This is a genomic window from Pseudonocardia sp. Ae717_Ps2, from assembly GCF_001932475.1.
In the GTDB taxonomy this organism is placed as follows: domain Bacteria; phylum Actinomycetota; class Actinomycetes; order Mycobacteriales; family Pseudonocardiaceae; genus Pseudonocardia.
This window is the reverse complement of the sequence record NZ_MCIS01000001.1, coordinates 4,170,388-4,196,880: the sequence shown is the minus strand read 5'-3', so window position 1 is coordinate 4,196,880 and position 26,493 is coordinate 4,170,388. Positions and strand designations below refer to the sequence as shown.

Sequence of the window (26,493 nt, the reverse complement as noted above, 5' to 3'; positions counted from 1 at the left end):
GCGTTGACGTCGAATCTGGCATAAGTTTATTCTCGATTCAAATCTGGTCGACGAAAGGGTGCCTGCGATGTCACCGAGTCCCGGTCCCCGCCTCGTGGTCGTCGGGGCGTCCCTGGCCGGTCTGCGGGCCGCCGAGGCCGCCCGCGACGCCGGGCACACCGGCCCGGTGACCCTCGTCGGTGCCGAGGCGCACCTGCCCTACGACCGGCCCCCGCTGTCGAAGGCGTTCCTGGACGACCCCGAGGCGCCGGACGTGCGGTTCCGGACCGAGGAGCACCTGCGTGACGAGCTCGGCGTGGACCTCGTCCTCGGCGAGCCGGCGACCGGCCTGGACGCCGACGCCCGCGAGGTCGTCGTCGGCGACCGCCGGATCGGCTACGACGCACTCGTCGTCGCCACCGGGGCCCGCGCCCGCACGCTGCCCGGGGACCTGGCCGGGGTGCACACGCTGCGCACCCTCGACGACGCGCGGGCCGTGCGCGCCGCGCTGGACGCGGGCGCCCGCACCGTGGTCGTCGGGGCCGGGTTCATCGGGTCCGAGGTCGCGTCCGGTGCCCGCAAGCGCGGCCTGCCCGCCACCATCGTCGAGGCGCTGCCGGTCCCGCTGGTCCGCGCGGTCGGCGAGCAGATGGGCGCGGCGCTGTCACGGCTGCACGAGACCAACGGCACCGACCTGCGCTGCGGCGTCGGCGTCGACGGGCTGGAGGGCGACGGCCGGGTCACCGGTGTCCGGCTCGCCGACGGCACCGTGCTGCCCGCCGACCTCGTGGTCGCCGGGATCGGCGCCACCCCCGACACCGGCTGGCTGGAGGGCTCCGGGGTCGGCCTGGACAACGGGATCCTCGCCGACGAGACCCTACGGACCGACCTGCCGGGGGTGTACGCCGCCGGCGACGTCGTGAACTGGGTCAACCCGCTGTTCTCCGAGCTGCCGACCGGCGGCCGCATGCGGATCGAGCACTGGACCAGCGCCGCGGAGCAGGGCGCCCGCGCCGCCCGCAACGCCCTCGACCCGGACGCGGCCCGGCCCTACGAGACCGTGCCCTACTTCTGGTCGGACTGGTACGGCAGCCGCATCCAGTTCGTCGGCGTCCCGCGCGCGGACGAGATCCGGGTCGTCTCCGGCTCCCCGGAGGACGGCCGGTTCGTGGCGCTCTACCGGACCGGCGACCGGCTGACCGGCGCGCTGACGCTCGAGCGCCGCGCCGACGTCATGAAGTACCGCGTCCGCATCGGACGCCGCACGAGCTGGACGGACGCACTCGCGTTCGCCGAGGAACGCAACGCCGCGGCCGTCGCCGCGCGCTGAGACGCGACGCAGGAAGAGGAACTCATGGGCGAGGCCTACATCGTCGACGCCGTCCGGGCCCCGGTCGGCCGCCGCAAGGGCGGACTGGCCGCCGTGCACCCCGCGGACCTCGGGGCGCACCCGATCCGGGCCCTGGTGGAGCGCACCGGGGTCGACCCGGCGGCGATCGACGACGTCGTCTACGGCTGCATCGACGCCATCGGCGCCCAGGCCGGGGACATCGCGCGCACCGCGGCGCTGGTCGCCGGGCTGCCGGAGTCGGTGCCGGGCACGACCGTGGACCGCCAGTGCGGCTCCAGCCAGCAGGCCGTGTCCTTCGCCGCGCAGGCGGTCATGGCGGGCACCCAGGACCTGGTGATCGCCGGCGGCGTGCAGATCATGTCGCAGTACCCCATCCTGTGCTCGTTCTCCGTCGGCGAGCCGTTCGGCGCGACCGACCCGTGGACCGGCAGCGTCGGCTGGGAGAAGCGCTACGGCACCCAGGAGATCAGCCAGTTCCGCAGCGCGGAGATGATCGCCGAGAAGTGGAACCTGTCCCGCGAGGACATGGAGGTCTTCGCGCTGGAGAGCCACCACCGCGCGCTGCGCGCCATCTCCGAGGGCCGCTTCGAGCGGGAGATCGTGCCGTTCGGCGAGGTCGGCACGGACGAGGGCCCGCGCGCGGACACCTCGCTGGAGAAGCTCGCCGGCCTCAAGACCCTCACCGAGGGCGGCCGGCTGACCGCCGGCGTGTCCAGCCAGGTCTCCGACGGCACCGCGGCACTGCTCATCGCGTCGGAGTCGGCGGTGCGCGACCACGGGCTGACCCCGCGGGCGCGGATCCACCACGTGTCGGTGCGCGGTGCCGACCCGGTCTGGATGCTGACCGCGCCGATCCCGGCGACCGAGTACGCGCTGCAGAAGACCGGTCTGACCATCGGCGACATCGACACCGTCGAGATCAACGAGGCCTTCGCCTCGGTCGTGCAGGCGTGGCTGGCCGAGACCGGCGCCGACCCGGAGAAGGTCAACCCCAACGGCGGCGCCATCGCGCTCGGCCACCCGCTCGGCGCCACCGGCGCCCGGCTGATGACGACCATGCTGCACGAGCTGGAGCGCACCGGCGGCCGCTACGGCCTGCAGACCATGTGCGAGGGCGGCGGCCAGGCCAACGTCACGATCATCGAGCGGCTCTGATGCGCACCGCCGTCGTCGTCGAGGCGATCCGCACCCCGGTCGGGAGAGGCAAGCCCGGCGGCGGGCTGTCGGGTGTGCACCCGGCCGACCTGCTCGCCGGTCAGCTCGCCGCGCTCGTCGAGCGGGCCGGGATCGACCCGGCGCTGGTCGAGGACGTGATCGTCGGCTGCGCCCAGCAGGTGGGGGAGCAGGCCGGCAACATCGGGCGCAACGCGGTGCTCGGCGCCGGGTTCCCCGAGTCCGTGCCCAGCACGACGCTCAACCGGCAGTGCGGGTCGAGCCAGCAGGCGGCGGCGTTCGCCGCCCAGGCCGTGCTGGCCGGCGTGCACGACGTGGTGATCGCCGCGGGCGTCGAGTCGATGAGCGCGGTGCCGATCGGCAGTGCCCGCGCCGGGATGGGGGAGCGGGCGTCCGCCCGGTACCCCGACGGTCTGGTCAACCAGGGCATCTCCGCCGAGCTGGTGGCGCAGCGCTGGAAGCTCGAGCGCGACGAGCTCGACGCCTACTCCGCCGAGTCGCACCGCCGCGCCGCGCGGACCTGGGCCGACGGCGGGTTCGACGCCGAGGTCGTCGCGGTGCCGGAGGCGCCAGGGCTGACCACCGACGAGACCGTCCGCGACACGACCACCGCCGAGGGCCTGGCCGGGCTGCGGCCGTCGTTCCGCACCGACGAGATGTCGGCGCGGTTCCCCGAGATCGACTGGCGGATCACGCCGGGCAACTCCTCCCCGCTGACCGACGGCGCGTCCGCCGTGCTGGTCATGAGCGAGGAGCGGGCGACGGCGCTCGGGCTGCGTCCGCGGGCCCGGTTCCACGCGTTCTCCGTCGTCGGCGACGACCCGCTGATGATGCTGACCGGCCCCATCCCGGCCACCCACGCGGTGCTGGCCCGCGCCGGTCTGTCCCTCGACGAGATCGACGCCTACGAGGTCAACGAGGCGTTCGCCCCGGTCCCGCTGGCCTGGGCACGCGAGTTCGGCGCGGACCCGGCCCGGCTCAACCCGCGGGGCGGGGCGATCGCGCTCGGGCACGCGCTCGGCTCCTCGGGCACCCGGCTCCTGGTGACGATGCTGCACCACCTGGAGGCCACCGGCGGCCGCTACGGGCTGCAGACGATGTGCGAGGCCGGAGGGATGGCCAACGCCACCGTCATCGAACGGCTGTGAGCGGCGGCGGGCCGTGTCCGGGGGATCAGCACCCCCGGAACACGGCCTGCCGCTTCTGTGCGAACGCGGCCCTGCCCTCGGCGTAGTCGTGGGTGGTGGCGTGCCGCTGCTGCAGGGTCGCCTCCAGCTCCAGCTGGTCGGCCAGGCGCCGCTGGGCGGCCGCCCCGAGGGCCTGTTTGGTGCTGGCCAGCGCGACGGTCGGCGCCTGGGCGAGGCGCCGGGCGAGTGCCTCGGCCTCGGCGTGCAGGCGCTCGCCGGGGTGCACCGCGTTCACCAGTCCCCAGCGGTGTGCGGTCTCGGCGGGCAGCCGGTCGCCGAGCATGCAGAGCTCCGCGGCGAGGGCGAGCCCGATCCGCTCGGCCAGGAACGCCGTGGTCCCGCCGTCGGGCATCACCCCGATCCGGACGAAGGCGAGCAGCAGGTAGGCGTCCTCGGCGGCCAGCAGCAGGTCGCAGGACAGGGCGAGGGACACCCCGAGCCCGGCGCAGGCGCCCTGCACCGCCCCGACGAACGGCTTCGGTGCCGCCCGCACCGCCAGCACGATGGGGTTGTAGATCTCGCGCAGCCGGGTCGACAGGTCCGGATCGCCCTCGGGGGTCGTCTCGCGCGGGTTCTTCACGTCGGCACCGGCGCAGAACGCCCGGCCGGCCCCGGTGACGAGCACCGCGCGGACCGCGTCGTCGGCCGACGCCCGACGCACGGCGTCGAGCAGCTCGGTGCCCATGGCGGGGGTCCAGGCGTTCAGGGCGTCGGGGCGGTGCAGCTCGATCCGGGCCAGTCCGTCGCCGGTCTCGTACCGCAGGTCCTCGTAGCGCGGGGTCACGTCCGCGAAACTACATTGAATCAGGATTAGAAAGAAGGAGGGGTCGATGTGACCGTGGAGCTCGCCGAGCAGGTGCAGGACTGGACCGAACCGGGGGCGCACCCCGTGCTGCCGGGGGTGCACCGGATCCCGCTGCCGTTGCCGCTGGACGGGCTGCGGGCGGTCAACGTCTACGTGCTCGACGGGCCGGACGGGCCGACCCTGGTCGACTCCGGCTGGGTCGACGCCGACGGCGACGCGCTGGAGGTCGGCCTGCGCGCCCTGGGGTACGCCCCGGCCGACGTCGCCCAGGTCGTCGTCACCCACGCCCACCACGACCACTACACCCAGGCCCTCGCGCTGCGCTCCGCCCACGGCACCCGGGTCGTGCTCGGCCGCGGGGAGGAGCCCTCGGTGGCGGCGCAGAGCGACCGCGCGGCCCACCCCGCGCCGCAGCCGGCCATGGTGGCCGCGGCAGGTGCGGCCGACCTGGCCCGGGACCTGGCCCGGCACGTCGCCGAGGTCGAGCGCGTCGACCTGGCGCCGTGGAGCATGCCCGACGCCTGGCTCGACGACGGCGACCTGGTCACCGCAGGCGAGGGCGAGCTGGAGGTGCGGGCGACCCCGGGGCACACCCGCGGGCACGTCGTGCTGCGCGACACCGCGCGCGGCGCGCTGTTCTCCGGGGACCACGTGCTGCCGCACATCACGCCGTCGATCGGCTACGAACGCGCCCCCGAGCCGATGCCGCTGCGCAGCTACCTGGACTCGCTGCGGCTGGTCCGCGACCTGCCCGACTCCCTGCTGCTGCCGGCCCACGGGCCGGTCACCCGCAGTGTGCACACCCGTGTCGACGAGCTGCTGGCCCACCACGAGCAGCGGCTGGCCGCCGCCGCGGCGCGGGTCGGGGCCGGGGACACGACGGCCTGGGCGGTCGCGTCCGCCCTGCCGTGGACCCGGCGGGAGCGGCACCTGTCGCAGCTGGAGACCGAGCACGCCGCGCTCGCGGTGCTGGAGATCGCCGCCCACCTCGACGTGCTGGTCGACGCGGGCGTGCTCGTCGCACACGACGGCGAGGACGGCGTACGCCGCTACGCCCCGTCCTGAGCGCCCCGTCCCGGCTGCCCCGTCCCGAACGCGCTGTCCTGAACGCACTGTCCCGAACGCACTGCGCGCCGCCACCCGGGGAGCAGGTGGCGGCGCGCCGGTGGGGGAGTGGCCGGGAGCGGCGGGGTCAGACCGCCGCGGTCAGCGGGTACTCCGCGAGGATCTTCTCGGTGACGAGCTTGGCGGTCTCGGCGCAGGCGGTGGTGCCGCCGTTGGCGTACTCCTTGACCCCGTCGCCGACGTTCCACAGGTTCGCGATCGGGGTGTCGTGGCCCAGGTCGTAGCCCGCGACCGCGCGCTGCGGGGGCCACCCGTCGCGCATGACCGCGACCGACAGGGTGCGGGCCCGGTCGAAGCCGGGGATCTGCTCGCGCAGGTCCGTGCGCAGCAGCTCGACCTCGGCATCGGCGTCGAAGTCGCCGACCGAGGGCTTGGGCACCGAGGCCGCGACGTAGAGGTTCCAGCCCTCCGGCGCCATCTCCGGGCAGGTGTCGGTGAAGTTGGCGACGTAGCAGAGCCGCTCGGACGTGGAGAACAGCAGCATGCCGGGCACGTCGACCAGGCGCTCGCGGCTGGCGAAGTTGAGCGCGATCATCGAGCACGGCCGGTCCTTGACCGCGACCTGCTCGCGGTAGTCCGCGGGGAGGTTCTCCGCGCCGAGCAGGCCCACGGTCGCGGCGGGCCCGGTGTCGCTCACGGCCACTCGGCAGGTGACCTTGACGCGCTCGCCGTCGCGCACGACGGTGGCACCGGTGACCCGGCCGTCGGCGAGGTGCAGCCGCTCGACCTCCGACGACAGCCACACCTGGCCGCCGTTGCCGATCACCGAGTTCGCCAGCGACTGCCAGACCCCGATCGTGCCGGCCGGGCAGAACCCGAACTTCTTGAACGCCGACTTGCGGGTGAAGTAGGTCAGGAACACCCGCGCGGGCAGCTCCTCGGACCCGACGGCGAACACCGAGGCGCACATGTTGCGGAACACGCCCTGCACGGCCGCGTTCTTCGAGTACCTGCCGACCCACTCCGCGGTGGACAGCTCGCTGCCGGGCAGTGCGTCGTCGTTCGTGCGGGCGGCGCCGATGCCCGAGAGCAGCTTCGCGCCCTGCCGGGTGAGCTGGGACAGCAGCATGCCCCAGCCGCCGCGGGTGACGTCGAGGTTCTTGCCGCCCACCCGGTAGAGCACCGGGACCTTCGGGGTGCGGATGTCGAACTCGGCGCCGACCTCGGCGAAGGTCTCCTCGGTGATGCCACCGACCTCGATGACGATCGCGCCGTCGTTGACGAGGAACCCGTCGATCTCGGTGGTGGACGCCCGCCCACCCACCTTGTCGAGCCGCTCCACGACGAGGGTGCGGTAGCCGGCACGGGCCAGCCGGGCGGCGGCGAACAGGCCACCGGCGCCGGCGCCCACCACGAGCGCGTCGAACGCGGTGTCGGACGTCTGCACGGGTCATCTCCTTCGGTCGACTCTTTAATCGAGAGTAAATTAATACGAAGCACGGGTCAACGGTCCGGCGAGAGCCCCTCGCGCACGATGGTCTGCGCGGTCGCCACGGTCCCTGCGAGGTCGCCGCGCTCGGGGCGCCACCACTCCGGGGCCCAGTTCAGTGCCCCCATCACCAGCATCCGGGCCGCCTGCGCGTCCAGGTCCGGATCCACCTCGCCGGCCTCGCGCGCGGAGTCCACCAGGCCCCGCCACAGTGCGCCGTAGCGGCGCTGGTCGCGGAGCTGGACGTCGCGGATGCCCGGCGGGAGCTGGGCGGCGTGCCGGATCGCGGCCGAGGCGTACTCCGAGTCCCGCAGCACGATCTCCAGGTGTGCGCGCACGGCGGTGGTGATGCGGTCCATCGGCGAGCTGTCCGGCGGCAGTGCGTCGAGCTCGCCGTGCACGTGCGCCATCACCCGGCGCAGTCCGACCTGCACCACCTCGGCGATGAGCTCGTCCCGCGAGGCGAAGTGGTAGTAGATCGCCGGGGCCTGCAGGCCGGCGATGGTGGCGATGTCGAGCAGCCGGGTCCCCGCGTAGCCGTTGCGGTTGAGCACCACCGCCGCCGCGTCCAGGATCCGCTCCCGGGTGGGCGCCGGGCGCGGGGCGGGGAGCTCCGCGGCGTCGCCCACCGTGGCTGGGTCCCGCTCCGGTGCGTCGGTCACGGTCGTCAGGCTACTGTTTAATCGTAGTAAGAAAAAGTATCGGGAGGGTGCGGCATGGGTGGGACGCAGCGGGGGCCGCTGGCCGGGCGGACGGTCGTGGAGCTGGCCGGGATCGGGCCGGGACCGTTCGCCGGCATGGCACTGGCCGACCTCGGGGCCGACGTGATCCGGGTCGACCGGCCGTCGGCCGGGCCACTGCCGACCGCGCCGCCGGCCGCCGACGTGCTGGGGCGCGGCAAGCGTTCGGTGGTGCTCGACCTCAAGCGGCCCGAGGCGGTCGAGGCGGTGCTCGCCCTCGCCACCGGTGCGGACGTGCTGATCGAGGGCAACCGGCCCGGGGTCGCCGAACGTCTGGGGGTCGGACCGGAGGCGGTGTGGGAGCGCAACCCGCGGCTGGTCTACGGGCGGATGACCGGCTGGGGGCAGGACGGGCCGCTGGCGCACACCGCCGGGCACGACGTCGGCTACATCGCCCTGACCGGGGCGCTGGGTGCCATCGGCCCGGCCGACGGACCCCCGCAGATCCCGCTCAACCTGCTCGGCGACTTCGGCGGCGGGGCGACCTACCTCGTGATCGGTGTGCTCGCGGCGCTGCTGGAGGCCGAACGCACCGGGCGCGGGCAGGTCGTCGACGCGGCGATCGTCGACGGCACCTCGCACCTGCTCGCCGTGATCCACACCCTGCTCGGCTCCGGTCGCTGGGAGGACCGGCGCGGGGTCAATCTGCTCGACGGCGGCACGCCGTTCTACGCCGTCTACGCCACCTCCGACGGCGGTCACATGGCGGTCGGTGCGCTCGAACCGCAGTTCTACGCCGAGCTGCTGCGCCTGCTGGAGATCCCGTGCGAGGTCGCGGACCCGCGGGACCAGCACGACCGCAGCCGCTGGCCGGCCCTGCGCGCCACGCTCGCCGGACGGTTCGCCACCCGGACCCGCGCGGAGTGGACGGCGGTGTTCGACGGCACCGACGCCTGCGTCGCGCCGGTCCTGGGCCTGCGCGAGGCGGCGGCCCACCCGCACCTCGTGGCCCGGGGGAGCGTGGTCGAGGTCGACGGGGTGCTGCAGCCCGGACCCGCGCCGCGCCTGTCCGGGCATCCCGTCGCCGCGCCCGGCCCCGCGCCGGTGCGGGGCGGTCACACCCGCGAGGTGCTCGCCGCAGCCGGGCTGGACGTCGACGCCCTGCTCGCCTCGGAGGCGGCCCGGCAGGCCTGACCCGGTGCGCCGGACGGTCCATTGTCCGCCGCGCCCGGCTTCTCTAATCTACGACAGATTAAACACTGGCGTGGAGGTCGACGATGCCCGCCCCGATCACGGACCGTCGAGCGGCCCTGGAGGCCCGCCACCCGGTCTGGCGCCCCCGGACCCTCGACGGTTTCCTGGACGACTGCGCCGCCGAGTTCGGCGACCGCCCGCTGGTCGTCACCGACGACCGCACACTGACCTACGCCGAGGCCGTCGCCTGGTCCGACCGGCTCGCGGGCGGCCTGGCCGCGCTCGGCGTGCGGCCCGGGGACCGGGTCGGCCTGCTCATGGCGAACCACCTGGAGTTCGTGCCGCTGAAGTTCGCGGTCGCGCGGGCCGGGGCGGTGGCGATCCCGTTCAACTTCCTCTACCGGCGCGACGAGCTGGCCTACGTGCTGCGTCAGTCGCGGTGCACGGTGCTCGTCACCATGACCGGCTACGGCGACCTGGACCACCTGGCCCTGCTCGACGACGTCGCGCCCGGCTGGGAGCAGGGCCCCACCGCGGAGCTGCCGGACCTGCGCGCGGTCGTCGCGCTGCCCACCGTGCACCCGGCGCGGCCGGGGGTCACGACCGTCGAGGAGCTGGGCGCGCTCGGATCCCCGGTCGCGGCCGGCACGGCAGGCACCACACCCGGCGATCTGGGCGACATCCTCTACACCTCGGGCACCACCGGCGCGCCCAAGGGCGTCATGGTCACCCACGACGGGGTGCTGCGGACGGGGTACGCCTCCGCGCTGACCCGCGCGTTCGAGGACGGACGGCGGATCCTGTTCTCACTGCCCTGCTACCACATGTTCGGCTACGTGGAGGGCCTGGTCGCGGCCATGTTCGTCGGCGGGGCGATCGTGCCGCGCCTGGCGTTCTCCGCGGCCGACTACGTCGAGGGCATCGAGCGGCACCGGGCCACCGAGATCCTCTGCGTGCCCACGATGACCGTCGCCCTGCTCGAGTCCCCCGCCCGGGCCGGGCGCGACCTGTCCTCGGTGTTCGCGCTGCTCTCCGGCGCCGCGCCGGCGCCGGTGTGGCTGTGGGAGAAGGTGCGGGCCGAGCTGGGCATCGCCGAGGTCACCACCGGCTACGGGATGACCGAGTGCGGCGGCGCGATGACGATGACGCTGCCCGAGGACCCGCTGGAGCGGCACGCGACGACGGTCGGCCGGGTCAAGCGGGCCGGCGTCGCCGGGCTGCCCGACCGCGACGGCGACCTGTGCGCGTACACGACCTGCGACCCGCTCACCGGTGAGGAGCTGCCCGCCGGGGCGGAGGGCGAGCTCGTCTCGTCCGGACCCACCCACATGCTCGGGTTCTGGGACAAGCCCGAGGAGACCGCGGCCGCGCTGCGCGGAGGCCGGGTGTTCTCCGGTGACCTGGGCCGGGTCCGCGACGACGGCTACCTGGAGATCACCGGCCGCAGCAAGGAGCTCTACAAGAGCGGCGGCGAGCTGGTGATGCCGAAGGAGATCGAGGAGCTGCTGACCCGTGAGCCGGGGATCAGTCAGGCGTTCGCCGTCGGCGTCCCGGACGACCGCTGGGGCGAGGTCGGCTGCGTCTGGATCGTCCCGGAGCCGGGCGCGACCGTCGACCCGGACGCGGTGCTCGCCCTGTGCCGGGAGAAGCTCGCGCGGTTCAAGGTGCCCCGGCACGTCCTGGTGACCACCTCCGGGGAGCTCCCGACCACGCCCACCGGCAAGATCCAGAAGTTCCGGCTCGCCCGGCGCGCCGCCGAGGTGCTGGGCGGATGAGTGCCGGGTCCCGGGCGCACCGCCCGGGACCCGGCCGCTCGTCCGGTGCGGGGCTCAGCCGCCCAGCTCGTCGCGGAGCACGAACTTCTGCACCTTGCCCGACGGGGTCATCGGCAGCTCGTCGACCAGGAACCAGCGCACCGGCACCTTGTACGGGGTGAGCCGGGCGAGGCAGTGTGTGGCCAGCTCGTCGGTGAACCCGGCCGGCTGCGGCTCGTGGGTCACCACGGCCGCGGCGACGATCTCGCCCCAGGTCGGGTCGGGCAGTCCGACGACCGCCGACGCCGCGACCGCCGGGTGCTCGGCGAGCGCGACCTCGATCTCGGCCGGGGCGATGTTCTCCCCACCGCGGATGATGAGCTCCTTGAGCCGACCGGTCAGCGTGATCATCCCGCGCTCGTCCATCGACCCGAGGTCGCCGGTGTGCACCCAGCCCTCGTCGTCGACGGTCGCGGCCGTGGCCTCCGGGTCGTCGTAGTAGCAGAGCATCTGGTTGTAGCCGCGGGCGCAGACCTCGCCGACGACGCCGAGGCCGGCCACCTCGCCGGTCGCCGGGTCGACGATCCGGGCCCCGGTGTGCGGCAGCGGGCGGCCGACGGAGCGGACGAGGTCGTCCTCGCCGTCCGACCGCCGGGTCAGGCTCAGCACGGGGGAGAGCTCGGTCTGGCCGTACAGGTTGTGCACGAACGCCCCGAACGTCTCCCGGACCCCGGTGATCAGCGTCCCGGGCGCGGTCGCGGCACCGACCAGGACGGTGTCCAGCGGCGGGGCGGCCTCGTCGCGGCCGCGGGCCTCGTGCAGCACCGCCCCGAGCACCGTCGGCACGCTCATCAGGACCGAGGCGCCCTCCGCGCGGATCGCGTCGAGCACCGCGGCGGGGGTGAACTTCTCGATCAGCACCATCGTGCCGCCGAGCACCGCCGGGCCGAGGGTGGAGATCACACAGCCCGCGGTGTGGAAGGTCGGCAGCGGGGCGCCCGCGACGGCCCCCTCGCGGGCCTGCGCGGTGTGCATGGTCAGCCGCGCGTTGTTCAGCAGCGAGCGGTGCGCCAGCAGCACCCCCTTGGGGCGGCCGGTCGTGCCGGAGGTGAACTGCATCATGGCCGGGGCGTCCGGGCTGCTGCGGTCCGCGGCGTCGGGGGACCCGCCGTCGAGCGGGGCCCCGTGCAGCCGGTCGGTGTCGGACAGGCTGACGACGTGGGCGAGTCCCGGCACTCGGGGGGCGACCTCGGCGACGACGCCGGTCAGGTCGTGGTCGCGTACCCGGTCGGCGTGCAGCAGCACGGTGGAACGGGACAGGGTGAGGGCGTACTCGAGCTCCCCGGGGCGCAGGGCCGGGTTGAGCGCCACCAGCACGACGCCGGCCAGGCCCGCCGCGTACTGCACGATCGTCCACTCGGCGATGTTCGGCGCCCAGATCGCGACGTGGCCGCCGGGTCCGGCGAGCTCGTGCAGGGTGCCGGCGACGCGGCTCGCCTCGTCGAGCAGCTCGGCGTAGGTCCACCGGCCCGGTGTCCCGTCGTGCCGGGTCGCGACCAGGGCGACGGTGTCCGGGCGGGCGGCGGCCTGCTCGCGCAGCAGTCCGCCGACGGTGCTCTCGAGCAACCCGGGGCCGGGGCCCTCCAGCCATTCGGCGCGCCGGAGCGCGGTGGGCTGCGGGCTGACGGACGTGCTCATACGGCCTCCGACGATGCAGGTCACGAGATGAACCGAATCTAGATAAGAAACTTCGGACGTCAACCGCCGGTCGGAGCCGTCAGGCCCCGCCGGACGATGGTCTGCGCCGTTCGGACCAGCGACCGCAGGGAGCCACGCCCGGGGCTCCACCACTCGCACGCCCAGTTGAGCGCCCCCAGTACGAGCATCCGTGCCGCGCGGGGGTCGAGCTCGGGCCGCAGCTCACCCGAGACCCGGGCGGCCTCGACGAGCTCGCGCCAGAAGTTCACGTAGCGCTGCTGTTCCGCGAGCTGGCGGTCCCGCACCTGCGGGGGCAGCTGCGCGGTGGTGCGCACCGCCGCGACGGTGTAGTCGGAGATCCGCAGCACGGCCTGCAGGTGGGCCTCGACGGCGCAGCAGATCCGGTCCATCGCGCTCGCCGTGGCGGGCAGTTCCTGCACCCGGGCCCGCACGTGCTCCAGGTTGCGCACCATCCCCGCGACGACGACCTGCTCGACCAGGTCCTCGCGGGAGTCGACGTAGTAGTAGATCGCCGGAGGCCGGACCCCGGCCAGCCGCGCGACGTCGGACAGCCGGGTCCCCGCGTACCCGCGGGTCGCCAGCAGCGACGCCGTCGCGTCCAGGATGCGGCGCCGGGTCCGCGCCGCCTTCTCCCCCGAACCCCGCGCGCCCTCGGCGCGGGACCCGGGGGAGCGGGCGCTCTGGGTACGGGTCATCGGGTCAGTAGGACGCCGGCAGGCCCAGGCTGCGCTGGGCGACGAAGTTGAGCACCATCTCCCGGCTGACCGGTGCGGTCTTGAGCATCCGGGCCACGAACCACAGGTCGGCCAGGCCGTACTCCAGGGACATGCCGTTTCCGCCGTGGGCCTGCATCGCCTGGTCCAGGGTGCGCAGCGAGGAGTCGGCGGCGGCGAACTTGGCGATGTTCGACGCCTCGGCCGCGTCGACGCCGGCGTCGTAGAGCTCGGCGGCGCGGTAGGCCATCAGCCGCGAGAGCTGGGTCCCGATGTAGGCCTCGGCCAGCGGGTGCGCGACGCCCTGGTGCGACCCGATCGGCACGCCCCACACCTGCCGGTCGCGGGCGTAGCCGCACGCCTTCTCCAGGGCGTAGCGGGCGATGCCGTTGGAGATGCAGGCCGCGGTGATCCGCTCCGGGTTGAGTCCGGCGAACACCTGGCGCAGGCCGTTGCCCTCCTCGCCGATCAGCGCCTCGGGGCCCACCCGGACGTCGTCGAAGAACACGGTGAACTGGTGCTCGGGCTGCTGCAGTGCGGCCGGGATCGTCTGCCAGGTCAGCCCCTCGGTGTCGGTCGGCACCACGAACAGCGACAGCGGGTGGCGGCCGTTCGGTCCCGCCTCGGGCGCGCGGGTCACCACGAGGACCGCGTCGGCCTCGTCGATGCCCGAGGTCCAGTACTTCTGGCCGCGGAGCCGCCAGTCGTCGCCGTCGGGGTGGGCGGTGGTGGTGATCTCGTGGCTGTTGGACCCGGCGTCGGGCTCGGTGATGGCGAAGGCCATCTTCAGCGAGCCGTCGGCGATGCCGGGCAGCCAGCGCGACTTGAGCTCGTGCGAGCCGTGCGTGTCGATGATGGTGCCGCAGATCGCGGGGGAGATGACCATCATCAGCAGCGGGACGCCCTGGGTCGAGGACTCCTCGACGACGACGGCCAGGTCGGCCATGGTGCCGCCGCCCCCGCCGTAGGCCTCGGACAGGTGCACGCCCAGGAAGCCGGCCGCGCCGAGCTCCGTCCAGAGCTCGGTCGGCTCCTCGTGGGCGGCGGCCTTGCGCATGAAGTAGTCGTGGCCGTAGCGGCCGACCAGGGTCGCGACCGCGTCGCGCAGCGCCGCACGCTCCTCGGTGTCGGCGACGATCAGCGAGCTGGGCATCGTGTCTCCTCGTGACCCGGAGTATTTTCTAATCGAGAATAGGTAAAGTGGGTCGGCGTCGTCAACGTGGGCCCCACGTCACGGCATGGACGACCCGCCGCCGACGGCGACCACCTGCCCGGTGACCTGGAACGCGGCCGTCTCCGAGGCCAGCCAGGCGACCGCGTTCCCGACGTCGGTCGGCGTCGTGCGCCGGCGCAGCGCCTGGGTCGCCACGATGGCGTCGACGGCCTCGGGGGCGAACAGCGAGTCCGCGCCGCCCGCCCACACCGAGCTCGGGCCGACCTGCTCGTCCTCCGGTGGCAGGACCAGGCCCGGCGCGACGACGTTGCTGCGGATCCCGAACCGGCCGTTCTCCCGGGCCACGGTGCGGGCGAGCGAGATCAGCGCCGCCTTGGTGCCGCCGTAGATGCCCTGGCGGACCGCCCCGTAGGCGGCGTCGCTGGACAGGAACACGACCGCGCCCCGCCCGGCCTCGCGCATCGGTCCCAGGACGGCCTGGGTGCAGTCGATCGCGGCGAACAGGTTCACCTCGACGGTGCGCCGCCACAGGTCGCGGTCGGTCTGCTCGGCGAACCAGCCGGGCCTGCTCCAGCCCGCGTTGTTGACCAGCACGTCCACCCCGCCCCAGGCGTCCAGGGCGGCGGCGGCCACCGCGGCGCCCGCGCCCTCGGCGGTCAGGTCGGTGGCCAGGGCGAGCGCCTCCGGCGCGCCGAGCCCGGGCAGCTCCCCGGCGACGCGCCCGGCCTGCTCGCCGTCGATGTCGACGACCAGCACCCTGGCGCCCTCGCGGGCCAGGACCTGGGCGATGCCGCGCCCGATGTTGGCCCCGGCCCCGGTGACGACCACCCGTGCGTCGCGCAGTCCCAGATCCATCGCCGCTCCTCCTCGTCCCACCCGGTCTTTCGACGCGGGATTAAACACCCGACCGCCTCCGACGTCGCCGTCTTGACACCGGGTCGGCGCTCGTGATGTCCTTCCCGCTAGATTAATCGAGGTTAGAATCGAGACCGTCCCTGGGGGAGCAATGGTGCAGACCCGACCCGACTACGACCCGGTGTCGGTGGGATCGCTGGAGTTCTGGTCGCTCACGCCGGAGGGCCGCGAGGAACGCCTGCGTGTGCTGCGCGACGAGCGGCCGGTCAGCTGGCAGCGCCCGGCCGAGGGCTCGATGCTGCCCCAGGAGGACGACGCCGGGTTCTGGGCGATCACCCGGCACGCCGACATCGCGGCCGTCAGCAAGGACCCGGAGACCTTCTGCTCCGGCCAGGGCGTGATGATCGAGGACGTGCCGTCGGACATCCTGGAGGCGGCCAGCTCGTTCCTCGCGACCGACGCCCCCCGGCACACCCAGCTGCGCCGCCTGGTCAGCGCGGCGTTCACCCCGCGCCGGGTGAAGCAGATCGAGGCGCAGATCGCCGACCAGGCCCGCCGCATCGTCGACGACCTGATCGCCACCGGGGACTGCGACTTCGTGGACCAGGTCTCGCGGCGGCTGCCGATGTGGACGATCTACGAGATGTGCGGCCTGCCCGTCGAGCGCCGCGACGACGCCGCGCACGCCGCCGACGGCATGGTGTCGTGGGCCGACGCCGACGTGCGCGCCGGGCTGGAGCCCGCGGACCTGCTCAACCAGTCGCTGGTCACCCTCATCACGATCGGCCTGGAGCTGGCCGACGACCGCCGGGAGAACCCCCGCGACGACCTCATGACCTCGCTGGTGCAGGCCGAGGTCGACGGCGAGCGGCTGTCGGAGGAGGAGATCGCGGCCTTCTTCGTCCTGCTGTCGGTCGCCGGCAACGACACCACCCGCAACACCATCAGCCGCACGATGGAGGCGCTCACCCGCTTCCCGGACCAGCGCAAGATCCTGCAGGCCGACCCCGACGGCACGCTGAACACCGCCGTCGACGAGTTCGTCCGGTGGGCCAGCCCGGTGATGACCTTCCGCCGGGTCGCCACCCGGGACGTCGAGCTGCACGGCCAACGGATCCGGGCCGGCGACTGGGTCGTGATGTTCTACGCCTCGGGCAACCGCGACGAGCGGGTCTTCACCGAGCCCTACACCTTCGACGTCACCCGTTCCCCGAACCCGCACGTCGGCTTCGGCGGCGGAGGGCCGCACTTCTGCATGGGCAACATGCTCGCCCGCACCCAGCTGCGCTCGCTGTTCGGGGAGCTGCTGCGCCGGGTGCCCGACCTGCGTACCGGTGAGCCCGTCCAGCTCGTCGGCAACTTCGTGGACGGCGTCAAGTCGATGCCGTGCACGCTCAACCCGTGAAGGAGGTACCACTCGTGCGCGTGGTGGTCGACTACGACAAGTGCACCGGGCTGGGGCTCTGCGAGTCCCTGGCCCCCGACTTCTTCGAGGTCGCCGACGACGGTTCGCTCAACCTGCTCCAGGAGCAGGCCGACGACTCGCAGCGGGGTGAGCTGGAGGAGGCCTGCCGGGCCTGCCCCACCGAGGCCCTGCGGATCGAGGGCTGAGCGGTGACGAAGGTCTTCGCGGGCGTCGACGCCCTGGCCGCCGCCGAGGGCGAGTCGTTCGGCCCGACCGACTGGGTCGAGATCGACCAGCGTCAGGTCGACCTGTTCGCCGAGGCGACCGGCGACCACCAGTGGATCCACACCGACCCCGAGCGGGCGGCGTCCGGCCCGTTCGGCCGGACCATCGCGCACGGGTTCCTGACCCTGTCGCTGCTGCCCCGGCTGCTGAACGAGCTCTACCGCGTCGACGACGTGCGGATGGGGATCAACTACGGCCTGAACAAGGTCCGTTTCCCCTCGCCGGTCCCGGTGGGCTCGAAGGTCCGGCTCGCCGCCGAGATCGCCTCGGTGCGCCGTGGCGACGGCTTCGTGGAGGTCACCACCCGCTCGACGATCGAGGTCGAGGGCTCGCCGAAGCCCGCCTGCGTGATCGAGAGCGTCGGCCGGCTCTACCCCTGATCCGCCAGACACGAGAGGAACGACCGTGATGCCGAGCGCCCCCACCGGTGCCGCGCGCGCCCCGCGCCCACCGGCGGCGCCGTACGACGAGCTGATCCGGCCCCGGCAGGTGCACGGGTCGCTCTACACCTCGCCGGAGATCTTCGCCGACGAGCTGGAGCGCATCTGGTACCGCACCTGGGTCTACGTCGGCCACGTCAGCGAGATCGCCGAGCCGAACGACTACGTCCGCAAGTCCATCGGACCGCAGGACGTCATCATGACCCGCACCGCCGACGGCGAGGTGCACCTGCTGCTCAACCGGTGCGCGCACCGCGGCAACCTGGTCTGCGAGGCGCGGTCGGGCAACTCCAGCTCGTTCCGCTGCCCGTACCACGGCTGGACCTACCGCAACGACGGCCGGATGCTCGGCTACCCGTTCCCGCAGGGGTACGGCGGCCGCGGGAAGCTGGACCTCGGCCTCGGCCGGGTCCCGCGGGTCGGGGTCTACCGGGGGTTCGTCTTCGGCAGCTTCGCCCCCGACGGCCCCACCCTCGACGAGCACCTCGGCGAGGCCAGGGGCGAGATCGACCGGCTCGTCCGGCTGTCCCCGGACGGGGAGGTCGAGCTGTCCGCCGGCTTCCTGCAGCACCGCGCGAAGGCGAACTGGAAGCTCCTCGCGGAGAACGAGACCGACGGCTACCACCCGCAGTTCGTGCACGCCTCGATCTTCAGCGTCGCGGAGAGCGGGATCGGGGCGCTCTACGGCGAGAAGTCGACCGCGGTGACCCGCGACCTCGGTGGCGGGCACAGCGAGAACGACCTGCGCCCGGAGTTCCGCCGGCTCGGCGTCCCGCTGGGCTGGTTCGGCACGACCGAGGAGAAGGTGCCGCGCTACGCGGCCCGGATGCGGGAGACCTACGGGTCCGACGCCCACGACATCCTGGTCGAAGGCGGACCCCACGTCATGATCTTCCCGAACCTGTTCATCGCCGAGATCCAGCTGTTCACCATCCAGCCGCTGGCCGCGGACCTCACCGTCCAGCACGTCACCGCGGTGCAGCTCAAGGGCGCGCCGGAGATGAACAAGCGGATGCTGCAGCAGTGCATCGGGTCGGTCGGGCCGGCCGGGATGCTGCTCGCCGACGACACCGAGATGTACGAGCGCAACCAGGCAGGCGTCGCCGAGCTGCGCCCGGAGTGGCTCGACATCCGGCGCGGCGCGGAGCGCGAGTACACCGACGAGCGTGGCCTCACCGTCGGCGGGGCCACCGACGAGACCGGTATGCGCGGGTTCTGGACGCACTACCGGCGGTTGATGACGGAGGGCCGATGACCACCACCGAGCCGGCCACCGGGCTCGATCTGCGCACCGTCGAGCAGTTCCTCTACCGCGAGGCGCGCTACGCCGACGAGCACCGCTATGAGGACTGGGAGGCGCTCTGGACCCCGGACGCCCTCTACTGGGTGCCCGCGAACGACGACGACGCCGACCGCATGACCCAGATGTCGATCATCCACGACAACCGCAACCGGATCGCCACCCGGATCCGCCAGTACCGCACCGGGCGCCGGCACTCCCAGGTGCCTGCGTCGCGGCTGCGCCGGGTCGTGTCCAACGTGGAGATCCTCGGTACCGTGCCCGGGACCGGGGACACCGAGGTCGGCGCCAACTTCGTGCTCGTCGAGTCCCGCGAGCGCGGCACCCAGCTGTGGGCCGGGCGCTACACCTACCGGCTGCGCGTGGTCGACGGGGAGCTCGCGATGTCCTACAAGAAGGTCGCGCTGGTGGACAACGCCCGCGCGATCGCGACGCTGGCGTTCCTGGTCTGATGGAGATCCGTCCCGATATCGTCGGCAACGAGTTCGCCGAGGTCGCCGTCCGCATCGACGACGAGGCGAACAGCCGGCGGCTGCGCATCGAGGACCTGCGCACCGGCCGGGTCCGCTACCTCGACGCGCTGGAGCTGGAGACGCTGGTGTGGCTGCCCGAGGGACACCTGCACAAGCTCCTCGACCCGTCGGCCGACCGGTGGCGGGAGGACGCGTGAGCCCCGACCTCGGCACCGACCCCGGCACCGGCCCGGACACCGCACCGGTCCTGTCCCGGATCGAGGAGCGCGCCGACGGGCGCGTCGCCCACCTGACGCTGAACCGACCGCGGGCCCGCAACGCGATCACCGTCGCGCTGGCCGGCGCCCTGCACGCGGCGCTGGTGGCCGCCGCGGCCGAGGCCGACGTCGTCGTGGTGCGCGGGGCGGGCGGGCACTTCTGCGCGGGCGGGGACTTCCACGAGGTCTCCCGGCTGCGCGAGGACGGCCCGGAGGCGCTGCGGCCGCTGTTCGAGACCTTCGTCGGTGCGTGCCAGCTGATCGCGGACCTGCCGGTCCCGGTCGTCGCCGCGGTGGAGGGCTACGCGATGGCCGGCGGCTTCGAGCTGGTCCAGTCCGTCGACATCGCGCTCGTCCGCGAGGACGCGGTACTCGCCGACAACCACGCCAACTTCGGCATGATCCCCGGCGGTGGCGGGTCGCAGCGGCTGCCCCGCATCGTGGGGACCCCACGCGCGCTCGGGCACATCCTGCTCGGCGACCGGCTCTCGGGCCGTGACGCCGTCGACTGGGGGATCGCCTACGCCTGCGCCCCGGCCGACGGGTTCGAGGCCCTCGTCGAGAACACCGTCGCCAACCTGCTCGGCAAGGACCCCGGCGCGCTGGCCCGGATCAAGCAGCTCGTACGCGGCGGGCTGGACGGCCCGCTGAGCGACGGCCTGTCCGCCGAGACCGCCGCCACCCTCGCCCACCTGGACGGGGAACGGGCCGGTGCGGGCATCGGCCGCTTCACCGGAAGGACACGCACGTGACCGTCACCGACCAGCTGGTCCTGTTCGACCTCGACGAGGACGGCGTCGGCCGGCTGCGACTCAACCGCCCCGAGGCCGCCAACGGCATGAACGTGCCGTTCCTGCGCGCGCTCTACGACGCCGTCATGACCGCCACCGGGCAGGCCGACCTGCGGGTGCTCCTGCTGACCGGCGAGGGCCCGCACTTCTGCGCCGGCGGTGACGTGAAGACCTTCACCGCCAAGGGCGAGGCGCTCCCGGACTACCTGCGCGAGGCCACCGCCTGGCTGCAGAACGTCGCGCAGGCCCTGCTGGCGCTGCCCGTCCCGGTCGTCACGGCGGTGCACGGGTTCGCCGCGGGCGGCGGGGGACTGGGCCTGGTGTGTGCCTCCGACATCGTGCTCGCCGGGGAGTCGGCGAAGTTCATGTCGGGCGCCGCGCGGGTCGCCATGGCACCCGACGCGGGCTCGTCGGTGACGCTGCCCCAGCTCGTCGGGCTGCGCAAGGCGATGGAGATCCTGCTGCTCAACCCCACGCTGACCGCCGCCGAGGCCGTCGAGATCGGGCTGATCACCCGGGTGGTCGCCGACGACGCGCTGCACGACGAGGCGCTGGCCGTCGCCCGCACCCTGGCCGCCGGCGCGCCGCGTGCGCTCGGTGCCGTCAAGCGGCTGGTCTGGTCCGGGCTCGGCGCCCGGGTCGAGGCCCAGCTGCCGGAGGAGGCCCGCACGGTCTCCGAGCTGTCCGGCACCGCGGACGCCCGCGAGGGGCTCGCCGCCGTGCTCGAACGGCGCCGGCCCCGGTTCACCGGCCGCTGACGCGGCCGTCCACCCCCACTACGAAGGAGTTCGGCAGGCATGGCAGGAGTCGAGGGACGCGTCGTCGCGATCACCGGGGCGGGCAACGGCCTGGGCCGCGAGTACGCGCTGGTGCTGGCGCGGGCGGGCGCGAAGGTCGTCGTCAACGACCTCGGTGGGTCGCGGGACGGCAGCGGCAGCGGATCGAGCGCCGCGGACGCCGTCGTCGCCGAGATCCGGGCCGAGGGTGGCGATGCCACGGCGAACCACGACAGCGTGGCCACGTCCGAGGGCGGCGCCGCGGTCGTCACGACCGCGCTGGAGGCCTACGGCCGCATCGACGGCGTCGTGGCGAACGCCGGCATCCTGCGGGACAGGTCGTTCCACTCGATGACCGACGACGACTGGGACGCCGTGCAGCGCGTGCACCTCTACGGCGCCTACCACGTGATCCACGCGGCCTGGCCGCACCTGCGCGAGCAGGGCCACGGCCGGGTCGTCGTCGCCACCTCGACCTCGGGGATCTACGGCAACTTCGGGCAGGCCAACTACGGCGCCGCCAAGGGCGGGCTGATCGGGCTCATCAACACCCTGGCCATCGAGGGCCGCAAGCGCGGCATCACCGCGAACGCGATCGCGCCGATGGCGGCGACCCGGATGACCTCCGACATCGCGCCGCCGGAGGTGCTCGCGAAGCTCGACCCGGCGCACGTCGCCCCGGTCGTCGGCTACCTGCTGACCGACGAGTGCACCGAGACCGGCAGCGTCCTGGTCGTCGGTGGCGGCGAGGTGCACCGCGTCGCGCAGTTCCGCAGCAAGGGCGTGACCTTCGCGGAGGTCCCGACCATCGACCAGGTCGGTGACCGGTTCGCCGAGATCGTCGACCTCGACGGTGCCGTCGTCGGCACGAACCCGGTCGGGTGAGGCGGCCGTGACCGTCACCGACAGCACGTCCCCCGAGGCCACGGACGCCACGGAGGCCTCGGACGCCGCGGCCACCGTCGCCCGCCTGCGCCGGACCTTCGAGTCTGGCCGGACCCGGCCGCTCGCCTGGCGGCGCCGCCAGCTGCACGGCATCGAGCGCCTGGTCTCCGAGCGCGAGTCGGACATCGCCGCCGCGCTCGCGCAGGACCTGGGCCGCCCCGCGCCCTACGCCTGGCTCGGCGACATCGCCTCCACCGCGGCCGAGGCCGCCTACGCCCGCAAGCACCTCAAGCGCTGGATGCGCCGGCGACGCACGTCGCTGCCGCTGTCCATGCTGCCCGGCCGCGGCTTCTACCAGTACGAGCCGCTGGGCACGGTGCTGGTCATCGGGCCGTGGAACTACCCGGTCTACCTGACGCTCGGCCCGCTGGTGGCCGCGGTCGCGGCCGGCAACACCGCGGTGGTCAAGCCGTCCGAGCACGCCCCGGCCACCTCCGCACTGATGGCCCGGCTGATCCCGGAGTACCTGGACCCGGACGCGGTCGCCGTGCTGGAGGGTGACGCCGCCGTCACCCAGGCCCTGCTCGCCCAAGGCCTGGACCTGGCGTTCTTCACCGGCGGCCCGGGGATCGGCAAGAAGGTGATGGCCGCCGCGGCCGAGCACCTGACGCCGGTGGTGCTGGAGCTGGGCGGCAAGAGCCCGGTGATCGTGACCGCCGATGCCGACATCGACGTCGCGGCTCGCCGGATCGCCTGGGTGAAGCTGCTGAACTCCGGCCAGACCTGCATCGCACCGGACTACGTGCTGGTCGAGGAGTCGGTGCGGGACCGCCTGGTCGCGGGGATCGTCGCGACCGTGCGGGAGTTCCGCGCCGGGGAGCCCGCCACCCAGCCGATCGTCGACGACAGGCAGTTCGCCCGGATCGCGGGCCTGCTCGACGACCACGGCGGGACCGTCGCGCTCGGCGGTGGCACCGACGCGGCCTCACACGCGATCGAGCCGACCGTGCTGGTCGACCCGTCGCCGGACTCGGCGGTGATGGCCGACGAGATCTTCGGCCCGATCCTGCCGGTGCTCACCGTGCGCTCCGTCGACGAGGCGCTGCGCTTCGTCAACGACCGCCCGAAGCCGCTGGGCCTGTACCTGTTCACCGGGTCCAAGGCGGTCAAGGAGCGGGTGCTCACCGGGACGAGCTCGGGCGGCGTGGTGGTCAACCACCTGGCCATGCACTGCCTCGTCCCGCAGCTGCCCTTCGGCGGTGTGGGCAACAGCGGGATGGGCGCCTACCACGGCGAGTGGGGCTTCCACGCGTTCAGCCACCGCAAGGCGGTGCTGGACAAGCCGGCCAAGCCGGACCCGTCGCTGATGTACCCGCCCTACACCGACCGGAAGATGGCCCTGCTGCGGAGGTTCTTCTGACCCGGATCCCCGTGGAGCCCGTGCACGTCGGCGGGGCCGGCACGCCGATGGTCCTGCTGCACGGCGCGACGTCGTCGTGGCGGGCCTGGCGGCCGGTCCTGCCGGCGCTGGAGCGCCACCACCACGTCGTCGCGCCCACGCTGGCGGGGCACCGCGGCGGCCCGGTGCTGTCGGTGGCCCCCGAGAAGGTGGTGCCCGCGATCGTCGACGCCGTCGAGGTCGCGCTGGACGAGGCCGGCATCGACCGGGCCCACCTGGTGGGCAACTCGCTCGGCGGGTGGGTCGCGCTGGAGCTGGCCCGCCGCGGCCGGTCGCGGTCGGTCGTCGCGCTGTCCCCGGCCGGGGCGTGGGCGACACCGGCGGACCTCGACCGGCTGCTGCGGCTGTTCCGCATCGGCGGGCGGATCGGGCGGCTGCCGGGCACGGGTGCGGTGCTGCGGCCGCGTGCGGTGCGCCGCCTGCTGCTGCGGGCGGTCTCCGAGCACCCGGAGGTGCTGTCGCAGGCCGACGTCGGGGAGCTGGTCGAGGACCTGGCGGGCTGCGCGGTGCTGGCCGACCTGCTCGCCGGGGCCCCGGACTCGGGTGGGCTCGCCCCGTTCACGCCGGAGGGCCCGGTGATGATCGCCTGGGGGGAGCGGGACCGGATCCTGCCCTTCCCGCGCTACGGCCGCCCGATGGTCGAGGCCGTCCGCGGCGCGCAGCTGGTCCGGGTGCCGGGGGTGGGACACGTGCCGATGGCCGACGCCCCGGCCCTGGTCTCGTCGCTGATCACCCGGTTCACGGCGCGGGTCGACCGCGACGCGGTCCCCGCCGAGCACTGACGACCCCCGACGACCCTGAACGACACCGGCCGGTGGGCACCGCCACCGAGGCGCCCACCGGCCGGCCCGGGCTCAGATCTCGGGGGCCGGGACCAGCCCGGCGGCCACGGCGCCGGTGATGCCGCCGTCGGCGGTGATCGTCGAGCCGTTGAGCCAGCGCGAGCCGCGCGAGGCCAGGAACACCACGGCGGGTGCGATGTCGTCGACGGTCGCGTGCCGCCCCAGGAAGGCCTTGACCCCGTCGAGGGTGTCCTTGCCCATGCTCTCCTCGAAGTCGGCGAGGATCGGGGTCTCCACCGGGCCCGGGAGCACGGCGTTGATCCGCAGCTCGTTCATCTCCCGTACCGCGCCGCCCATGGCCAGGCAGTAGACGGTCGCGGCCTCCTTGGAGAAGTTGTAGGCGTTGCCCTGCTGCGGGTGCTCGGCGAACCAGGCCGCGCCCTCGTCCATCGACTCGGTGGCGAGCACCTCGCGCAGGGTCTCCAGGCGGGCCGGCCAGCCGAACCCGGCCGTCGAGGAGACCACGACGATCGAGCCGCCCGGGTTCATCCGCTCGAACACGGCCTCGGTCAGGTGCCGCATGCCGAGGAAGTTGACCCGGAAGACCAGGTCGGCGGGCGCGGTGCCGGGGATGCCCGCGACGTTGGCGAGGACGTCGAAGGTGCCCTCGATCTGCGCCAGCGCCGAGTCGATGCTCGCGGCGTCGGCGAGGTCGACCTCGACGTGCTGCTCCACCTCCGCGGAGGGCTTGTTGCGGTCGAGGCTGACGACGGAGGCGCCGCCCTCGACCAGCTGGCGCGTGACAGCGTCACCGATGCCCGACGCGGTGCCCGTGACCAGGCAGCGCAGTCCCTGAACGTCCATGTGATCCCTCCGGTGTCGCCTGTGACGCCTTATGTTTCTAACCTAGATTAACTACCTACGGGGGGCAACGGGCCCCGGGTGGCGAGTCGAAGGAGACGTCGATGCGGACACGGTTCACCGAACTCGTCGGGGTGCGTCACCCCGTCGTGCAGGGAGGCATGCAGTGGGTGGGCCGGGCGCCGCTCGTCGCCGCCGTCGCCGAGGCGGGTGGGCTCGGGTTCCTGACCGCGCTGACCCAGCCGACCCCGGAGGACCTGCGTGCGGAGATCCGGCGCTGCCGGGAGCTGACCGACGCCCCGTTCGGCGTCAACCTGACGATCCTGCCGACGATCGACGCCCCGCCCTACGCCGCGTACCGGCAGGTGATCATCGAGGAGGGTGTCCCGGTCGTGGAGACCGCCGGGGCGAACCCGGTGGACCACCTCGGGCCGCTGCACGACGCGGGGATCGTCGTCGTCCACAAGTGCACCTCGGTCCGGCACGCGGTGAAGGCGCAGGACCTGGGGGTGGACGCGCTGTCCATCGACGGCTTCGAGTGTGCCGGCCACCCCGGCGAGGACGACGTTCCCGGGCTCGTCCTGCTGCCCGCCGCGGCCGACGTCCTGGAGATCCCGTTCATCGCTTCGGGCGGCATCGCCGACGCCCGCGGTCTGGTCGCGGCGCTGGCGCTCGGTGCGGACGGGGTCAACATGGGCACCCGCTTCCTGTGCACGCAGGAGTCGGGGGTGCACGACGCGGTGAAGGCCCGCATCGTCGAGGCCGGCGAGCGCGACACCACCCTCATCTTCCGCGAGCTGCGCAACACCGCTCGGGTCGCGGCCAACGCGGTCTCCCGGGAGGTGGTGGAGAAGCTCGCCGCCGGTGCCCGGTTCGAGGACATCCGCCACCTCGTCGCGGGCAGCCGCGGGGCGACGGTCTACGAGACCGGAGACCTCGACGCCGGCATCTGGTCGGTCGGGATGGTGCAGGGGATCATCCGCGACGTCCCGACCTGCGCGGAGCTGATCGAGCGCATCGTCACCGAGGCCGAGCAGATCGTCGCGGGCCGGCTGGCGGAGCTCGTCACGGCCGGCTGAGGCCCGGACAGGGCCCTCGTCGCCGGGCTGTCCGGGCCTCGGCCCGACCGCGTGCCTCAGCGGGTCGGCGAGGTGATGCGGGCGCCGACCTGGTACAGCACCGTCGCGAGGTCCCAGTAGTCGTCGTGACCGGTGAGCAGGCCGTCGTCGTCGTAGGTGCAGACGGCGACGCCCGGCACCGAGAACCGGGCACCGGCCACGTCGACGAGCTCACCGGTGCGCAGCTTCAGCGGGCCGCGGACGGTCCCCGACCACACCCAGCGCGAGGTGAGCCCGCCGCCGGCCGCCCATGTCTCGCCGAACTCGATGTGCGAGTCGGGGGCGAAGGAGAGCATGAACCGGTGGAAGCGGCCGACCTCCCCGCGGCCGCGGTAGGTGCCGTCGAGCGCGATGTCGCGGTACACGCCGTCCGGGGCGAAGAACTCCAGCAGCGCGTCGGGGTCGTTGCTCCAGGCGATCCCGTAGGCCAGGGCGAACCCGGGGTCGGTGGGGTGCGGTGTCGTGCGGGACGGGGTGGGGGAGGTCGGCGAGGACGTCATCTCGGCTCCGGGGCTCGGTCTCG

27 protein-coding genes are annotated in these 26,493 nt (G+C 73.7%); 18 read left to right on the top strand and 9 right to left on the bottom strand.

Translation table 11 applies throughout. The features are described 5' to 3' along the window. Nucleotides 1-67: 67 nt before the first annotated feature. The 3 genes from Ae717Ps2_RS19285 to Ae717Ps2_RS19275 are packed head-to-tail and all read left to right on the top strand — an operon-like array spanning nucleotide 68 to nucleotide 3,651. Entirely contained in the window at nucleotides 68-1,309 is a 1,242-nt protein-coding gene (locus tag Ae717Ps2_RS19285) for an NAD(P)/FAD-dependent oxidoreductase (RefSeq protein ID WP_043278107.1), read from the top strand. 24 nt (nucleotides 1,310-1,333) lie between these two features. Then, nucleotides 1,334-2,485, top strand: a complete 1,152-nt coding sequence (locus tag Ae717Ps2_RS19280) for an acetyl-CoA C-acetyltransferase (protein ID WP_020623741.1) — start codon at nucleotides 1,334-1,336, stop codon at nucleotides 2,483-2,485. After that, nucleotides 2,485-3,651 (top strand): thiolase family protein, encoded by a 1,167-nt coding sequence (locus Ae717Ps2_RS19275; RefSeq protein WP_075310923.1) that lies wholly within the window; start codon nucleotides 2,485-2,487, stop codon nucleotides 3,649-3,651. The genes Ae717Ps2_RS19280 and Ae717Ps2_RS19275 overlap by 1 nt, the downstream gene beginning before the upstream one ends. Nucleotides 3,652-3,676: 25 nt before the next feature. Here the strand turns inward: Ae717Ps2_RS19275 and Ae717Ps2_RS19270 are convergent, their stop codons facing one another. Next, nucleotides 3,677-4,474 (bottom strand): enoyl-CoA hydratase/isomerase family protein, encoded by a 798-nt coding sequence (locus Ae717Ps2_RS19270; protein WP_075333685.1) that lies wholly within the window; start codon nucleotides 4,472-4,474, stop codon nucleotides 3,677-3,679. A 48-nt stretch (nucleotides 4,475-4,522) separates the two neighbouring features. Between Ae717Ps2_RS19270 and Ae717Ps2_RS19265 the strand changes: the two genes are divergently transcribed. Next, nucleotides 4,523-5,560 (top strand): MBL fold metallo-hydrolase, encoded by a 1,038-nt coding sequence (locus tag Ae717Ps2_RS19265; RefSeq protein WP_075310927.1) that lies wholly within the window; start codon nucleotides 4,523-4,525, stop codon nucleotides 5,558-5,560. A 127-nt stretch (nucleotides 5,561-5,687) separates the two neighbouring features. Here Ae717Ps2_RS19265 and Ae717Ps2_RS19260 read toward each other — a convergent pair whose 3' ends face one another. Next, nucleotides 5,688-7,007, bottom strand: a complete 1,320-nt coding sequence (locus Ae717Ps2_RS19260) for an NAD(P)/FAD-dependent oxidoreductase (protein WP_075333684.1) — start codon at nucleotides 7,005-7,007, stop codon at nucleotides 5,688-5,690. Between the two features lie 56 nt (nucleotides 7,008-7,063). After that, a complete protein-coding gene (locus Ae717Ps2_RS19255; RefSeq protein WP_075310931.1) occupies nucleotides 7,064-7,711 on the bottom strand; it encodes a TetR/AcrR family transcriptional regulator in 648 nt (215 codons plus the stop codon). Between the two features lie 54 nt (nucleotides 7,712-7,765). On the opposite strand from Ae717Ps2_RS19255, the gene Ae717Ps2_RS19250 reads away from it, so the two are divergent. Both Ae717Ps2_RS19250 and Ae717Ps2_RS19245 read left to right on the top strand, forming a co-directional pair. Continuing rightward, entirely contained in the window at nucleotides 7,766-8,923 is a 1,158-nt protein-coding gene (locus tag Ae717Ps2_RS19250; RefSeq protein ID WP_075333683.1) for a CaiB/BaiF CoA-transferase family protein, read from the top strand. An 83-nt stretch (nucleotides 8,924-9,006) separates the two neighbouring features. Continuing rightward, nucleotides 9,007-10,698, top strand: a complete 1,692-nt coding sequence (locus Ae717Ps2_RS19245; RefSeq protein WP_075310935.1) for a class I adenylate-forming enzyme family protein — start codon at nucleotides 9,007-9,009, stop codon at nucleotides 10,696-10,698. A gap of 54 nt (nucleotides 10,699-10,752) precedes the next feature. Here the strand turns inward: Ae717Ps2_RS19245 and Ae717Ps2_RS19240 are convergent, their stop codons facing one another. From Ae717Ps2_RS19240 to Ae717Ps2_RS19225, 4 genes are all read right to left on the bottom strand, one after another. Continuing rightward, a complete protein-coding gene (locus Ae717Ps2_RS19240; protein WP_083702422.1) occupies nucleotides 10,753-12,375 on the bottom strand; it encodes an AMP-binding protein in 1,623 nt (540 codons plus the stop codon). 59 nt (nucleotides 12,376-12,434) lie between these two features. Beyond that, complete coding sequence (locus tag Ae717Ps2_RS19235; protein ID WP_075333682.1) at nucleotides 12,435-13,091, bottom strand: TetR/AcrR family transcriptional regulator; 657 nt, start codon at nucleotides 13,089-13,091, stop codon at nucleotides 12,435-12,437. 4 nt (nucleotides 13,092-13,095) lie between these two features. After that, nucleotides 13,096-14,262 carry an acyl-CoA dehydrogenase family protein gene (locus Ae717Ps2_RS19230; RefSeq protein WP_075333681.1) on the bottom strand — a complete coding sequence of 389 codons (1,167 nt, stop codon included), beginning with the start codon at nucleotides 14,260-14,262 and terminating at the stop codon, nucleotides 13,096-13,098. 78 nt (nucleotides 14,263-14,340) lie between these two features. Continuing rightward, nucleotides 14,341-15,138 (bottom strand): SDR family NAD(P)-dependent oxidoreductase, encoded by a 798-nt coding sequence (locus tag Ae717Ps2_RS19225; protein WP_075310941.1) that lies wholly within the window; start codon nucleotides 15,136-15,138, stop codon nucleotides 14,341-14,343. 151 nt (nucleotides 15,139-15,289) lie between these two features. On the opposite strand from Ae717Ps2_RS19225, the gene Ae717Ps2_RS19220 reads away from it, so the two are divergent. The 11 genes from Ae717Ps2_RS19220 to Ae717Ps2_RS19170 are packed head-to-tail and all read left to right on the top strand — an operon-like array spanning nucleotide 15,290 to nucleotide 23,991. Further along, complete coding sequence (locus Ae717Ps2_RS19220; protein WP_075310943.1) at nucleotides 15,290-16,543, top strand: cytochrome P450; 1,254 nt, start codon at nucleotides 15,290-15,292, stop codon at nucleotides 16,541-16,543. Beyond that, nucleotides 16,540-16,749, top strand: a complete 210-nt coding sequence (locus Ae717Ps2_RS19215; RefSeq protein WP_337819577.1) for a ferredoxin — start codon at nucleotides 16,540-16,542, stop codon at nucleotides 16,747-16,749. Before Ae717Ps2_RS19220 ends, Ae717Ps2_RS19215 begins: the two co-directional genes overlap by 4 nt. 3 nt (nucleotides 16,750-16,752) lie before the next feature. Next, a complete protein-coding gene (locus Ae717Ps2_RS19210; RefSeq protein WP_020622791.1) occupies nucleotides 16,753-17,208 on the top strand; it encodes a MaoC family dehydratase in 456 nt (151 codons plus the stop codon). A 28-nt stretch (nucleotides 17,209-17,236) separates the two neighbouring features. Continuing rightward, on the top strand, nucleotides 17,237-18,523 hold the full coding sequence (locus Ae717Ps2_RS19205; protein ID WP_075310945.1) for a Rieske 2Fe-2S domain-containing protein: 1,287 nt from the start codon (nucleotides 17,237-17,239) through the stop codon (nucleotides 18,521-18,523). Further along, nucleotides 18,520-19,020, top strand: coding sequence for an aromatic-ring-hydroxylating dioxygenase subunit beta (locus tag Ae717Ps2_RS19200; RefSeq protein ID WP_075310947.1), 501 nt, complete (start codon nucleotides 18,520-18,522; stop codon nucleotides 19,018-19,020). The genes Ae717Ps2_RS19205 and Ae717Ps2_RS19200 overlap by 4 nt, the downstream gene beginning before the upstream one ends. Then, nucleotides 19,020-19,238, top strand: coding sequence for a hypothetical protein (locus Ae717Ps2_RS19195; protein ID WP_020622794.1), 219 nt, complete (start codon nucleotides 19,020-19,022; stop codon nucleotides 19,236-19,238). Before Ae717Ps2_RS19200 ends, Ae717Ps2_RS19195 begins: the two co-directional genes overlap by 1 nt. Then, nucleotides 19,235-20,050, top strand: a complete 816-nt coding sequence (locus Ae717Ps2_RS19190) for an enoyl-CoA hydratase/isomerase family protein (RefSeq protein ID WP_226360363.1) — start codon at nucleotides 19,235-19,237, stop codon at nucleotides 20,048-20,050. The genes Ae717Ps2_RS19195 and Ae717Ps2_RS19190 overlap by 4 nt, the downstream gene beginning before the upstream one ends. Continuing rightward, nucleotides 20,047-20,847: an enoyl-CoA hydratase/isomerase family protein gene (locus Ae717Ps2_RS19185; RefSeq protein WP_075310949.1), complete on the top strand. Its 801-nt coding sequence runs from the start codon at nucleotides 20,047-20,049 to the stop codon at nucleotides 20,845-20,847. The genes Ae717Ps2_RS19190 and Ae717Ps2_RS19185 overlap by 4 nt, the downstream gene beginning before the upstream one ends. Before the next feature lie 39 nt (nucleotides 20,848-20,886). Further along, entirely contained in the window at nucleotides 20,887-21,750 is an 864-nt protein-coding gene (locus Ae717Ps2_RS19180; RefSeq protein WP_075310951.1) for an SDR family NAD(P)-dependent oxidoreductase, read from the top strand. 7 nt (nucleotides 21,751-21,757) lie between these two features. After that, nucleotides 21,758-23,170 carry an aldehyde dehydrogenase family protein gene (locus Ae717Ps2_RS19175; protein WP_075312949.1) on the top strand — a complete coding sequence of 471 codons (1,413 nt, stop codon included), beginning with the start codon at nucleotides 21,758-21,760 and terminating at the stop codon, nucleotides 23,168-23,170. Nucleotides 23,171-23,181: 11 nt separating this feature from the next. Continuing rightward, a complete protein-coding gene (locus tag Ae717Ps2_RS19170; protein WP_233147630.1) occupies nucleotides 23,182-23,991 on the top strand; it encodes an alpha/beta fold hydrolase in 810 nt (269 codons plus the stop codon). A gap of 72 nt (nucleotides 23,992-24,063) precedes the next feature. On the opposite strand, the gene Ae717Ps2_RS19165 is transcribed toward Ae717Ps2_RS19170, so the two are convergent. Further along, nucleotides 24,064-24,855: a coniferyl-alcohol dehydrogenase gene (locus Ae717Ps2_RS19165; protein ID WP_075310953.1), complete on the bottom strand. Its 792-nt coding sequence runs from the start codon at nucleotides 24,853-24,855 to the stop codon at nucleotides 24,064-24,066. Between the two features lie 101 nt (nucleotides 24,856-24,956). Between Ae717Ps2_RS19165 and Ae717Ps2_RS19160 the strand changes: the two genes are divergently transcribed. After that, nucleotides 24,957-25,931, top strand: coding sequence for a nitronate monooxygenase family protein (locus Ae717Ps2_RS19160; protein WP_020628014.1), 975 nt, complete (start codon nucleotides 24,957-24,959; stop codon nucleotides 25,929-25,931). A gap of 56 nt (nucleotides 25,932-25,987) precedes the next feature. Here Ae717Ps2_RS19160 and Ae717Ps2_RS19155 read toward each other — a convergent pair whose 3' ends face one another. Next, nucleotides 25,988-26,470, bottom strand: a complete 483-nt coding sequence (locus Ae717Ps2_RS19155; RefSeq protein WP_020628015.1) for a nuclear transport factor 2 family protein — start codon at nucleotides 26,468-26,470, stop codon at nucleotides 25,988-25,990. Nucleotides 26,471-26,493: the final 23 nt, after the last annotated feature.